This is a genomic window from Nocardiopsis sp. RV163 (genome assembly GCF_001029525.1).
Classification (GTDB): domain Bacteria; phylum Actinomycetota; class Actinomycetes; order Streptosporangiales; family Streptosporangiaceae; genus Nocardiopsis; species Nocardiopsis dassonvillei.
Map to the genome: position 1 here is coordinate 19,796 of NZ_LEKI01000018.1, position 12,085 is coordinate 31,880.

The window sequence follows — 12,085 nt, forward strand, 5'->3', positions numbered from 1 at the left end:
GTCAGCGGCCCGGCTTGACCGCCGTGACCGCCATGGCCATGCCGAATACGCGCAGCGGTGTGCCCTCCAGGGCGTCGGACAGGGTCTGCAACGCCGTGGTGCGGCTGTCGAACGGCGGCATCAGGTAGTCGATGGCGCCCACGCGCAGCCCGGCCCCCCGCAGCAGTCGGCCCATCTGCTGGGTGGTGAACGCCCGTACGTCCGACATGCGCGCGTGCAGGGGCCCGACCCAGGGAAGGAAGGGCGCGGTCAGCGCCGAGCGGCGCCGGCCGCCCCAGAGCACGCCGTGGGTCTCGAAGGGGAACCAGCGGTTGGGCGTGGTCAGCGAGAACGCGCCGCCCGGCTTGAGGACCCGGCGGACCTCGCGCAGGGTGCCCTCCAGGTCCTCGACGTGCTCGACCACCTCGAACGCGGTCACGCGGTCGAAGGTGTTGGCGTCGAAGGCCAGCGCGTCGGCGGACATCTTGTGGATGCCGATCCGGTCCTCCAGCCCGGTGCCCGCGATGCGCCCGGCGAACGCGTCGAGCCGCTCCGGTTCGAGGTCGATCGCGTCCACGCGCACGTAGCCCCCGGCCAGTTCGACCGTGCAGGTGCCGTCGCCGCAGCCCACGTCGAGCAGGCGGTCGCCGTGGACGGGCAGTTGGCGGGAGACCGCCCCGACGCGCTTGACCACCCCCCGCTGCCCGAGTGCGCTGGAGGTATCGCCCAGTGCGTCACCGGTGTTCATGGCGGACCATCCCCGCTGTCGACGAGTCTCCCCATGGAGACTACAGCAGGTGACCGCGTGGTGACGTGTCGATGTGTCGCCGGGTCGACAAGGCGCTACGCGGCCTCGCGCTCCGCCTCCGCGGCGCTGGCGCGGCGCTCGCGCACCACCCAGGCGGCGCCCGTCACCAGGTAGGCCGCGGCCATCGCCACGACCACCGCGGGGCTCACCCCGGACGGCGGGACCAGCGCGGCGGCCAGCGCCGCGCCCAGGACGAACGTTGCGTTGAACAGCACGTCGTACACCGAGAACACCCGCCCCCGGAACGCGTCGTCGACATGTCGCTGAACCGACGTGTCGACGGTGACCTTGACCCCCTGCGAGACGAAGCCCAGCGCGAACGCGGCCGCTGGGAAGAGCACGGGCGAGAAGGGCAGTCCGAACACCACCAGGACCGCCGACGCCGCCGCCAGTTGCAGCGCGATCCACGTCCCCGGGGCCATCCGGGCGGTCGCCCACGGAGTGGCCGCCGCGCCCACCAGGAACCCGGCCCCCGACAGGCCCATCGCCACCGAGAAACCGGCCAGCCCGGCCACGCCGCCGCCGGTGAAGGTGTTGTTGTACAGCAGCAGCGTCAGCAGCGTGGAGATCCCGAACAGCACCCGGTGGCCGCCGATCGTGAGCAGCGCGTCGCGGGCCTCCGGGCGCGCCCAGAGGTGGCGTACCCCCGAGACCATGCCCCGCACCACGTTGCGCACGGCGGCCGCGACCTCGTCCGGCTCCCGCTCCAGGTGCGGGCCCAGCTCGTCGCGGCCCAGGGTGAGGGAGACCAGCGCCGCCCCGGCGAAGCCGAGCGCGGCCGCGAACAGGACGAGCCCGGTGCCCAGGACGTCCTCGCCGCCGACCAGACCGATCGCCGCGCCCGCCCCCGCGCCCAGGAAGCTCGCCGCGGTACCGCTGGTCGGCGTGACCGCGTTGGCCGTCATCAGCTTGTCCCGGGCCACCACGTAGGGCAGCCCGGCGGACAGGCCGGACAGGAAGAAGCGGTTGACGCTCAGCACCAGGAGCGCGGTGAGGAGGAAGGCCGGGCTCTCGCCCTCCGCCACCAGGAACGCGCTCGCCACCGCGAGCGCCGCCTTGGCCAGGGAGGACAGCAGCAGGATCTGGCGCCGGGGCCACCTGTCGATCAGGACCCCGGCGAACGGCGCCACCACCGAGAACGGCAGGAGCAGCACCGCGAAGGCGGCGGCGACGGCACCCGCGCTGGTGTGCTGCTCGGGAGTGAAGAAGACGAAGCCCGCCAGCCCGGCCTGGTACACCCCGTCGGAGAACTGCGCCACCAGCCGGGTGCCGAACAGGCGGCGGAACCGGGGCCCCCGCAGGACCACGCGCAGATCACCGAAGAAGGACACGGCACCAAGGTTAGGCCGTGCCCGGGGCCGGGACGGCCCCGGGGAGGAGCGGGCCCCGGCCGTGCGCGGGGACCGCCCTCAGGAGCGGTCTAACCGGCGGCGCCGTCCTGCTGGCCCGAGGCGATGAACCGCTCGACCTTCTCGTGCGCCTCGGCGTCGCTGTACTGCTCGGGCGGGGACTTCATGAAGTAGGAGGACGGGGCCAGGACCGGGCCGCCCATGCCGCGGTCCTTGGCGATCTTGGCGGCGCGGACCGCGTCGATGATGATGCCCGCGGAGTTGGGGGAGTCCCAGACCTCCAGCTTGTACTCCAGGTTCAACGGCACGTCGCCGAACGCGCGCCCCTCCAGGCGGATGTAGGCCCACTTGCGGTCGTCCAGCCACGGCACGTGGTCCGACGGGCCGATGTGCACCGAGCCGGCCTTCAGCTCGTGCGGGATCTGGGAGGTGACGGACTGCGTCTTGGAGATCTTCTTGGACTCCAGGCGGTCGCGCTCCAACATGTTCTTGAAGTCCATGTTGCCGCCGAAGTTGAGCTGGTACGTGCGGTCCACGATCACGCCGCGGTCCTCGAACAGCTTGGACAGCACGCGGTGGGTGATGGTCGCGCCGATCTGCGACTTGATGTCGTCGCCGATGATCGGCACACCAGCTCTGGTGAACCTCTCGGCCCACTCGGGGTCGGAGGCGATGAACACCGGCAGGGCGTTGACGAAGGCCACGCCCGCGTCGATCGCGCACTGGGCGTAGAACTTGCCCGCCTCCTCCGAGCCCACCGGCAGGTAGGACACGAGCACGTCGGCCTTGCTGGCCTTGAGCGCCGCGACCACGTCCACCGCGTCCTCGGGGGACTCCTGGATGATCTCCCGGTAGTACTTGCCGAGCCCGTCGTAGGTCGGTCCGCGCATGACGGTGACGCCGGTCGGCGGCACGTCGCAGATCTTGACGGTGTTGTTCTCGCTGGCCGTGATGGCGTCGGCGAGGTCGTGGCCGACCTTCTTGGCGTCCACGTCGAAGGCTGCGACGAACTCGATGTCGCGCACGTGGTACGGGCCGAACTGCACGTGCATCAGGCCTGGTACCCGGGACTCGGGGTTGGCGTCCTTGTAGTAGTGCACGCCCTGGACGAGCGACGCCGCACAGTTGCCGACGCCCACGACGGCTACACGTACCGAACCCATTGGTCCTTGCTCCTTCTTGTTCGCGAACATGGATTCCACGGCGCACGACGACGGGACCGCGCCGACGGCGGTTCCGGGCCCCGTCGCCACGCGTTCGTTTCCCGTATGTGGTCAGCAGCGCACACGGCGTTTCTGTTCCCACCCGCCGTCCCGCACCGCCCTCAGCGGTCGGTGTCCGGCGCGCGCGGTCCCCGCGCCCTCCGCGCCGCCTCGGCGGACGGACCGGGCACGGTTCGCGCCCCGCGACCGGGAACCGCAGGGGGAACATGCATGTCTGGCTGTTTTGTTCAGTTCTGACTCTATCTCCGCTCACCCGCCTGCCCGCATGCCAGACCTGTGACACGCGTCCGCGCGGGTGCGTCCGGCGCGTCGGCCGCCCTCCGTGAACCCCCGGAGTCCTGCGGGGAAAATCTCACAGACCCATCCCTACCAGCGCCGACACCGAACACTTCTCGGGCGGGTCGACGCCCGGCCGACTCGTCGGGGTTCGGTTTGACCGCGCTGAACTGGCAGGACGGGCGGTTCTCGGCGAAACGTGGCCAGGTGTCCCAAGACGCGCGATAACCTCGCGCGTGGGTTGTGCTATACCGTTCGATCGCTCTAACGTGACCTGTGATTTGCGTGCGTAGCCGGTAGAGCCCCCGGACCCAGCCCCTGCCGCGGCGGCGTTTCCGTAGGCACCGAGCACCGAGGGCTGTCGCTCCCGCAGGCCAACGACCAGGAGGAAGAAGCGGCTTACGTCTTCGCGACCTGTGTGAAAACCCCCGCCCGCCTTCGGGCGTCCTTTATCAAGCCTTGAACGACAGGCACAGCGTTGGACACGGCCACGCCGGTCCGGTCCACGCAGCCGTCGCGAGAAGACAGGTCGCGGATCACCGATCCCCCAGGGGGACCGTCCCCCCGTTTCCACCAAGGAACCGTCAGGCCGACCGGCCGTGAGAGGCAATCGAGGACCACGTGAGTACCGAACGACGACGGAACGCCGATGGCGGCCGTCGCCGGGCAGACGGCCCGGCCGACGGCTCGCGCGGCGGCGGCGGACGGCGCCGGGCCGACGGCCCGCCCCGGGACGAACCCTCCGGAGGCCGCCGCCGCCCGGACGCCGGTGACGGCTTCTGGGGGGACGACGCCGGGCCCGAGCGCCCGCGCCGACGACGCCCCCCGGAGCAGGAGGCCCGTTCCGAGGGCCGCCGTCCCGAGGGCGACCGCCCCCGGCGCCCCGAGGGCCAGCGCCGCGCCCCCGCCGACGGTGACCGCCCCCGCCGCCGTCCCGAGGGCGAGCGCCCCCGGCGGCCCCAGGACGGCGAGCGCCCCGGCCGCCGTTCCGAGGGCGAGCGCCCGCGCCGTCCCGAGGGGCAGCGCCGACGCCCGGACGAGGACCCCCGCGGCCGCCGCAGGGCGGCCGGTTCCGGACCGCGCGACCCCCGAGACCGCGACCCCCGCGACCCCCGCGACCGCGGCCGTGACCGCGAGAACGCCGCCCGCTCCGAGGGGCGGCGGGCCCCGGGCCGCGGCTCCCGTGCCGCCGGCGGCGGCAGAGGAGGCCGGGGAGGCGGTCGGCGCCGCTCCCGCGACGAGGAGCCGGACGACCGCCCCTGGTTCAAGCGCTTCCTGTCCAAGGCGTGGAAACCCGCCCTGGCCGTCTTCGGCCTGATGATCATCGGCGGCGTGGCCGCCTTCGCGATCCTGTACGCCATGGCCCCCAACGTGAACGAGCTGGAGGCCAAGTCGGACGCCAGCCTGTCCGCCACCCAGATCATGTGGGCTCCGGAGGGCGACGCCGAGCCCGAGGTCGCGGTCACCACGGGCGAGGTCAGGCGGATCGAGGTCCAGAGCGAGGACATCCCGCAGACGGTCATCAACGGCGTGCTCGCCGCCGAGCAGCGCACCTTCTACACCGACCCCGGCATCAGCGTCTCCGGTATCGGGCGCGCACTCCTCTCCGGCGGCGAGGCGGGCGGCGGTTCCACCATCACCCAGCAGATGGCGCGGAACTACTACAGCGACCTGGAGATCGAGAACCAGTACATCCGCAAGATCCGCGAGATCTTCATCTCCATCAAGCTCAACCAGCAGATGGAGAAGGACGACATCCTCTCGACCTACCTCAACACCATCTACTTCGGCCGCAACGCCATGGGCATCCAGATGGCCTCCCAGTCCTACTTCGGCAAGGACCTGGACGAGCTGACCGACGCCGAGGGCGCCTTCCTGGGCATCATCATCCAGATGCCCAGCAACTTCCAGGGCGAGATGGGCGACTGGACCAGGACCTACCTCAACGAGGAGCGCTGGCCCTACGTGCAGGAACAGTTGGCGCTCATGCACGAGGAGGACCCCGCCCTCGGCCTGCCCAGGGCCGAGGCCGAGGCCCTGGAGATCCCCGAGCTCGTTCCGTACGGCACCGAGGAGGGCGAGGAGGAGCAGGAGTACGACCCCAAGTTCGACTACGTCCGCCAGGCGGTCGTCCAGGAGGTCGAGGAGCGCTACTCCGGGATCACCGCCCAGGACATCGCCACACAGGGCTTCGTCGTGCAGACCTCGCTGGACCCCGCGCTCATGGACGCCGCGCGCAGCTCCTTCGACGTCCTGCCGAACACCCCCGAGGACACGATGATGGGCCTGACCGCGGTCGACCCCGCCACGGGGCGGATCGTCGCCTTCCACGGGGGCGACAACGTGGTCGAGGACGTCAACAACTCGCTGACCCACCGGACGCAGGCGGGTTCGTCCTACAAGCCCTACGTGCTCGCCACCGCGCTCGAGAGCGGCATCAGCCTCAACAGCACGTTCGACGGCGACTCCCCCCAGGAGTTCCCGGGGCTGCAGAGCGAGGTCATCAACGCCAGCGGCAGGAGCTGGGGTCCGGTCAACCTGATCCAGTCCACCGCCCAGTCGATCAACACCCCGTTCGTGGAGCTGGCGGTGCAGATGACCCCGGCCGCGGTGGACGAGCTCGCGGTCCAGGCCGGTGTGGCCGAGGAGCAGACCACGACCTCGGCCCAGGGGCCGCTCATCGCGCTGGGCACCCACCAGGTGAGCGCGCTGGACCAGGCCGAGGGCTACTCCACCTTCGCCGCCGGGGGCGTCCACCGTCCGGCGCACATGGTCACCGAGCTGCGCACCTCCGACGGCCAGGTCATCCCGCCCGACGACGCCGACCTGCTGGAGAGCGGTGAGCAGGTGGTCACCGCGGACGTCGCGGCCGACGTCACCTACGCCATGACCCAGGTCGTCGAGCCCGGCGGCGGTGGCGACCAGGCGGCGCTGCCCGACGGCCGTCCCGTCGCGGGCAAGACCGGTACCTCCAGCGACGCGGTCTCCGCGTGGTTCGTGGGGTACACGCCGCAGCTGGTCGCCGCTGTGGGCCTGAGCCGCGCGGACGCCAACCAGACCCTGGAGTTCGACGGCCAGACCGCGGGCGAGATCTTCGGTGGCACCACCTCGGCCAACGTGTGGCGCGAGTTCATGACGACCGCCATGGAGGGCGTCGAACCGGCGCAGTTCCCGTCGCCCGCCTACGTCGGTACGGAGCAGAGCTTCGTGCCCACGCCGTCCCCGAGCGCCGAGCCCAGCGACGAGCCGAGCGACGAGCCCTCGGCCGAGGAGTCCCCGACGGAGAGCCCGGCGGAGTGCGACCCGTCCATGCCGGACTCCCCGGAGTGCCAGGACGAGCAGACCGGTGAGCCCTGTGAGCCCGGAATGGGCCGGGACTGCCCGGAGAGCCCCGGCACGGGGGACGAGGAGGAGTGCGGAACCTGGCCTCTGCCCGCATGTGAGGACACCGATCCCAGCGGTGAGGCCTCCGACCCGGAGCAGGACGGCGGAGACCAGGGTGGCTGGCCCTTCCGGGCGAACGGCGCCGGAAGCGACGCCAACAGGATGATCATCCTCGGCCGGAACGACTGACCCGGTCCCGGACGGGAGAGGGGGGCCGGCGCGCGTGGAGCGCACCGGCCCCCCTTCCGCGTGTGCCCGGCGCCGTCCACAGGCCGCACCGGAGGGTGCGCGCCTGCTGGTAATCTTTGATCCCGTATGGCTCAGAGTCCGCGCGACGCCCGCCCCCGCGGCGCGGAACCCGTCCCGGACTCCTGCCCTCCTGCTATGGAGATTCCATGGCCGCGACAGTCCAGAGGAGGAACGTACGCCTATGCGTCGTTACGAACTCATGATCATCCTCGACCCCAACCTCGACGAGCGCACCGTCGCCCCGTCGCTGGAGAACTTCCTGGGTGTCGTCCGCAACGACGGCGGCTCGGTGGAGAAGGTCGACATCTGGGGCAAGCGCCGTCTCGCCTACGACATCGACAAGAACGCCGAGGGCATCTACGCGGTGATCGACCTCACCGCCGAGCCCGCCACGGTCAAGGAGCTGGACCGCCAGCTCGGTATCGCCGAGGCCGTGCTCCGCACCAAGGTGCTCCGCCCCGAGGTCCACTAGGCGGCGTCCGCCGCCGTCCCCCGCCCCGACTCCCGCCTCCGGCCCCGGCGTTTATGTCAGTGGTCGCGCGGATGATCGGGGGAACAGGCGAAACCGCCTGATCCGACTACCTCGAACCGGAGCCCATCCATGGCAGGCGAAACCCAGATCACGCTCGTCGGCAACCTGGTCGACGACCCTGAACTGCGCTTCACTCCCAGTGGAGCCGCGGTCGCCAACTTCCGTGTGGCCTCGACGCCCCGCACCTTCGACCGCGCGTCGGGGGAGTGGAAGGACGGCGAGTCCATGTTCCTCACCTGCACCGTCTGGCGGCAGTACGCGGAGAACGTGGCCGAGAGCCTTCAGCGCGGCATGCGCGTCATCGTGCAGGGCAGGCTGAAGCAGCGCTCGTACGAGACCCGCGAGGGTGAGAAGCGGACCGTCTTCGAGATCGACGTCGACGAGGTCGGCCCGGCCCTGCGCAGCGCCACCGCCAAGGTGACCAAGTCGCAGCGCCAGGGCGGCGGAGGCGGCTTCGGCGGTGGCGGCGGCGGTGGTTTCGGTGGCGGCCAGCCCCAGCAGGGCGGCGGCTACGGGAACCAGGGCGGCGGCTTCGGCGGGTCGCAGGGCGGCGGAGGCCGCAGCGGCCCCCCGGCCGACGACCCGTGGGCGACCAACGGCGGCGGTGGCGGCGGAGGCTTCGGCGGCGGAGGCGGGGGCTTCTCCGACGAGCCCCCCTTCTAACCGCGGCGAGTACCCCGTCCGGCGCCCCGAGGCGCCAGACCCTTTCCACATCAGACCATCCCCGGGAGGACCCCGGGGCTCTTGCGAAGGAGCACCACGATGGCTAAGCCGGCAGCGCGCAAGCCCAAGAAGAAGGTTTGCCTCTTCTGCCAGGAGAAGCAGTCCTACATCGACTACAAGGACACCACGCTTCTCCGCAAGTTCATCTCCGAGCGCGGCAAGATCCGCGCCCGCCGCGTCACGGGTAACTGCACCCAGCACCAGCGCGACGTCGCGACCGCGATCAAGAACGCGCGCGAGGTGGCCCTGCTGCCCTACACCAGCACCGCCCGCTAACGGCGATATCCGAGGGAGGTTTTTGTCGTGAAGCTGATTTTGACCCACGAGGTCAACGGTCTCGGAGCCCCCGGCGATGTCGTCGAGGTGAAGAACGGCTACGGTCGCAACTACCTGCTGCCCCGCGGGTTCGCCATCCGGTGGACGCGCGGCGGTCAGAAGCAGATCGACCTGATCCAGCGCGCGCGCTCCGCGCGTGACATCCGCACGCTCGACGAGGCCCAGCAGGTCGCTGGCCGCGTCAACGCGCTCACCGTGCGCCTCAAGCAGCGCGCCGGCGAGGGCGGCCGCCTGTTCGGCTCGGTCACGCCCGCAGACATCGCCGACGCCGTCAAGGCGACCGGTGGTCCCGAGCTGGACAAGCGCCGGATCGAGATCAAGAACCCGATCAAGGCCGTCGGAAGCCACAAGGTCCAGGTCCGCCTGCACCCCGAGGTCTCCGCGACGATCAAGCTGGACGTCGTCGGTTCCTGACCGACGCCGTGCACGCCGGGCCCCGTCTCCCTCCGGGAGGCGGGGCTCCGCTGTTTCCCCGTGCTCCCCGGGGCCGCGGCCACCGCCTCCGGAGCACTCTGAGGGTCCGCCGTCCCCGAGGTGGTCAGCGTTCCCGCTCGGTTCTCCTGACACGCCTGGTCGACAGACAACCCTTTGATTACTCTTTGTAATCTATCGTGTTCTCTGTGTTGGTGTCGTACGTTGCACCACCCAGCACGGAGAGGACGCAGAGCCATGACCGTGGAAAGAAGAGACGAGCCGGGCCGACACACACGGGTGGACCGCAGGACCGTTCTGCGGGGAACCGCCCTCGCCGCCGGGGGAGTGCTCCTCGGCGGGATCGCCGGGATCCCCGCCGCGGACCGGGCCTCCGCGGCCACGCGACCCAAGGTGTACACGCGCGCCGACTGGGGGGCGCGCGCTCCGAAGAACAAGATCGAGGTCGTGCGCCGCGGGGCCACGCACATCGTCGTGCACCACACCGCCACGGCGAACGCGTCCGACACCTCGACCTCGCACGCCGCGTCGCTGTCGCGCTCCATCCAGCGGTACCACATGGACACCAACGGGTGGAGCGACGCGGGGCAGCAGTTCACCATCAGCCGAGGCGGCCACATCATGGAGGGGCGCGACCAGAGCCTGCGCGCCGTCAGTGCGGGACACCACGTCCTCGGCGCGCACACCGCCAACCACAACGAGCACGCGATCGGGATCGAGAACGAGGGCACCTACACCTCGGCGAGCCCGCCCGCTGCCCTGCTGGACTCGTTGGCGGACACCTGCGCCTGGCTGTGCCTGGCCTACCGGCTGGACCCCGACGAGGCCATCGTCGGCCACCGCGACTTCAACGCGACGGGCTGCCCCGGCGACAAGCTCTACGCGGCGCTTCCGCGACTCCGCTCCACCGTCCGGAGCAGGATGCGGGAACAGCTCGCCCATCCGGACGCGGCGGCGGTCGCGGCAGCCGGACCCGACCGGCAACCGACCTACCCCGTCGTGCCGAGGGAGGAGCAGGTGAGGCCCTACAGTCACGGACCCGCCGTCGGTGAGCGCGACACGTTCACGTGACCCCGTCGGCCCGCCGGAGGGACACGGGCGCCCGGCCCGTCGCGGCCGAGCCGTGGCGGGCCCCGGTCAGGGCCGGTACGCGCCGGTGACCAGCCAGGCCGTACCCCGGGCCCGGAACCCGAGGGTGACCGCGCGGGCGAGGATCCACACCCCGAAGGCGACCCACAGGCCCACCAGCGCCCACAGGGGGCCGTCCGCCAGCCGCGGCAGGACCAGTGCGAACGGCAGGAAGACCAGCATCGTCCACAGGGACGCCCACGCGAGGTAGCGCTGGTCCCCTGCGCCCATCAGCACGCCGTCCAGCACCATGGTCACCCCGCTCAGCGGCTGCAGCAGCGCGACCACCACCAGCGAGGCCGTGATCAGGACGCGCACCCCGGGGTCGGAGGTGAACGGGATCCACGCCCACGGCAGCGCCAGGAACACCAGCGCCGCGAAGACCAGGCCCAGCCCCACGCCCCACTCCACCATGCGCCTCGTGGCGTCCCGGGTGCCCTGGACGTCCCCCGCGCCCAGGTAGCGGCCCACGATGGACTGCCCGGCGATGGCGATCGCGTCCATGGCGAACACCAGCAGCGCCCAGATGTTGTGGCTCACCTGGTGCGCGGCGATCGACGCGTCGCCCAGCCGGGCCGCCACCGCCGTGGTCACCAGGGCCACCACGCGCATCGACACGCTGCGCAGGAACAGGGCGAACCCCGCCGAGGCCGAGGCGCGCAGGCCCGCCGTCGTGGGCGTGAGCGACACGCCCTCGCGCCGGGCGGCGCGCGCGATCCTCATCACGTACCAGAACGCGCCCCCGCCCTGGGCGAGCACCGTCGACCAGGCCGAACCCGCGATGCCCCGGTCCAGGACCAGCACGAACACCGCGCACAGCACCGCGTTGGCCGCGTAGGAGCAGACCGCCACCACCAGCGGGGTCCTGGCGTCCTGGAGGCCCCGCAGCACACCGGTGCCCGCCATGACGATGAGCAGGAACGGCGTGCTCAGCAGGCTGATGCGCAGGTAGGTCAGGGCGTGGGGCGCCACGTCGGGCGAGGCGCCCAGCGCCTGCACCATCACCGGGCCGAGCGGCCAGCCGATCGCGACGGCGGCGAGGCCCAGCAGGACCGCGAGCCACAGCCCGTCCACGCCGTCCCGGACGCCCCCCGGGACGTCGCCCGCGCCGAACCTGCGAGAGACCGCCGCGGTGGTGCCGTAGGCGAGGAAGACGCAGACGGCCACGAGTGTGAGCAGCACCTGTCCGGCCACGCCCAGGCCGCCGAGCGCCTCGGTGCCCAGCGTGCCGACGATCGCGGAGTCGGTGAGCAGGAACAGGGGCTCACTGATGAGCGCGAAGAACGTCGGGACCGCCAGTGCGAGGATCTCGCGGTCGTGGCGGTGCCGGAAAGGAGCGGCCGAAAGCAGTTGTGGCATGACCAGCACACATTATCGGACACGCGTTCTACGCGGGTGTGGAGTTGTCCACACCCCGGCTGAAGCCTGTGGATAACCTGTGGAAACACGACCTGTGAGGCATCTTGCACCCCCTGACTGCATCCTGCGTTTTGGCAGGTCAAGTGCTATATGAAGTGGTCGCGGCATAGTTATCCACAGGTGATGTGCACAACCCCGGTCCGGGATGCCCTGCGGGGCGCCGGACATGGTGGTAAGGGACGTGTCCACAACCTCCAACCAAGGCGCCTCCGGCATCCGCCATGGGGCATCCTGGAAGGGTCGGCCC

The 12,085-nt window shown here is 71.3% G+C and carries 10 protein-coding genes; 6 read left to right on the forward strand and 4 right to left on the reverse strand.

Going from position 1 to position 12,085, the window contains the following annotated elements; all coding sequences use genetic code 11:
- Position 1 precedes the first annotated feature (1 nt).
- The 3 genes from ABD54_RS05625 to ABD54_RS05635 all read right to left on the reverse strand — a co-directional run bounded on the left by ABD54_RS05625 (position 2) and on the right by ABD54_RS05635 (position 3,299).
- Complete coding sequence (locus tag ABD54_RS05625; protein WP_047868361.1) at positions 2 to 727, reverse strand: bifunctional 2-polyprenyl-6-hydroxyphenol methylase/3-demethylubiquinol 3-O-methyltransferase UbiG; 726 nt, start codon at positions 725 to 727, stop codon at positions 2 to 4.
- Between the two features lie 95 nt (positions 728 to 822).
- Complete coding sequence (locus ABD54_RS05630) at positions 823 to 2,118, reverse strand: MFS transporter (protein WP_047868362.1); 1,296 nt, start codon at positions 2,116 to 2,118, stop codon at positions 823 to 825.
- 89 nt (positions 2,119 to 2,207) lie between these two features.
- Entirely contained in the window at positions 2,208 to 3,299 is a 1,092-nt protein-coding gene (locus tag ABD54_RS05635) for an inositol-3-phosphate synthase (RefSeq protein ID WP_047868363.1), read from the reverse strand.
- Between the two features lie 957 nt (positions 3,300 to 4,256).
- Between ABD54_RS05635 and ABD54_RS05640 the strand changes: the two genes are divergently transcribed.
- The 6 genes from ABD54_RS05640 (at position 4,257) to ABD54_RS05665 (ending at position 10,362) form a co-directional block, all read left to right on the forward strand.
- Positions 4,257 to 7,208 (forward strand): transglycosylase domain-containing protein, encoded by a 2,952-nt coding sequence (locus tag ABD54_RS05640; RefSeq protein ID WP_047868364.1) that lies wholly within the window; start codon positions 4,257 to 4,259, stop codon positions 7,206 to 7,208.
- Between the two features lie 241 nt (positions 7,209 to 7,449).
- Positions 7,450 to 7,740, forward strand: a complete 291-nt coding sequence (gene rpsF / locus ABD54_RS05645) for a 30S ribosomal protein S6 (RefSeq protein ID WP_013155834.1) — start codon at positions 7,450 to 7,452, stop codon at positions 7,738 to 7,740.
- Positions 7,741 to 7,869: 129 nt separating this feature from the next.
- A complete protein-coding gene (locus tag ABD54_RS05650; protein WP_047868365.1) occupies positions 7,870 to 8,463 on the forward strand; it encodes a single-stranded DNA-binding protein in 594 nt (197 codons plus the stop codon).
- Between the two features lie 99 nt (positions 8,464 to 8,562).
- Positions 8,563 to 8,799: a 30S ribosomal protein S18 gene (rpsR, locus tag ABD54_RS05655; RefSeq protein WP_013155832.1), complete on the forward strand. Its 237-nt coding sequence runs from the start codon at positions 8,563 to 8,565 to the stop codon at positions 8,797 to 8,799.
- A 27-nt stretch (positions 8,800 to 8,826) separates the two neighbouring features.
- Complete coding sequence (gene rplI / locus ABD54_RS05660) at positions 8,827 to 9,273, forward strand: 50S ribosomal protein L9 (RefSeq protein ID WP_013155831.1); 447 nt, start codon at positions 8,827 to 8,829, stop codon at positions 9,271 to 9,273.
- Between the two features lie 255 nt (positions 9,274 to 9,528).
- Positions 9,529 to 10,362, forward strand: a complete 834-nt coding sequence (locus tag ABD54_RS05665) for a peptidoglycan recognition family protein (RefSeq protein ID WP_047868366.1) — start codon at positions 9,529 to 9,531, stop codon at positions 10,360 to 10,362.
- A 66-nt stretch (positions 10,363 to 10,428) separates the two neighbouring features.
- Here the strand turns inward: ABD54_RS05665 and ABD54_RS05670 are convergent, their stop codons facing one another.
- Complete coding sequence (locus ABD54_RS05670; RefSeq protein ID WP_047868386.1) at positions 10,429 to 11,778, reverse strand: MATE family efflux transporter; 1,350 nt, start codon at positions 11,776 to 11,778, stop codon at positions 10,429 to 10,431.
- Between the last annotated feature and the right edge of the window lie 307 nt (positions 11,779 to 12,085).

Coding starts and splice junctions, on each gene's coding strand:
- ABD54_RS05625 (WP_047868361.1), bottom strand. CDS start 727: ATGAACACCGGTGACGCACTGGGCGATACCTCCAGCGCACTCGGGCAG.
- ABD54_RS05635 (WP_047868363.1), bottom strand. CDS start 3,299: ATGGGTTCGGTACGTGTAGCCGTCGTGGGCGTCGGCAACTGTGCGGCG.
- rpsF (WP_013155834.1), top strand. CDS start 7,450: ATGCGTCGTTACGAACTCATGATCATCCTCGACCCCAACCTCGACGAG.
- ABD54_RS05650 (WP_047868365.1), top strand. CDS start 7,870: ATGGCAGGCGAAACCCAGATCACGCTCGTCGGCAACCTGGTCGACGAC.
- rpsR (WP_013155832.1), top strand. CDS start 8,563: ATGGCTAAGCCGGCAGCGCGCAAGCCCAAGAAGAAGGTTTGCCTCTTC.
- ABD54_RS05665 (WP_047868366.1), top strand. CDS start 9,529: ATGACCGTGGAAAGAAGAGACGAGCCGGGCCGACACACACGGGTGGAC.
- ABD54_RS05670 (WP_047868386.1), bottom strand. CDS start 11,778: ATGCCACAACTGCTTTCGGCCGCTCCTTTCCGGCACCGCCACGACCGC.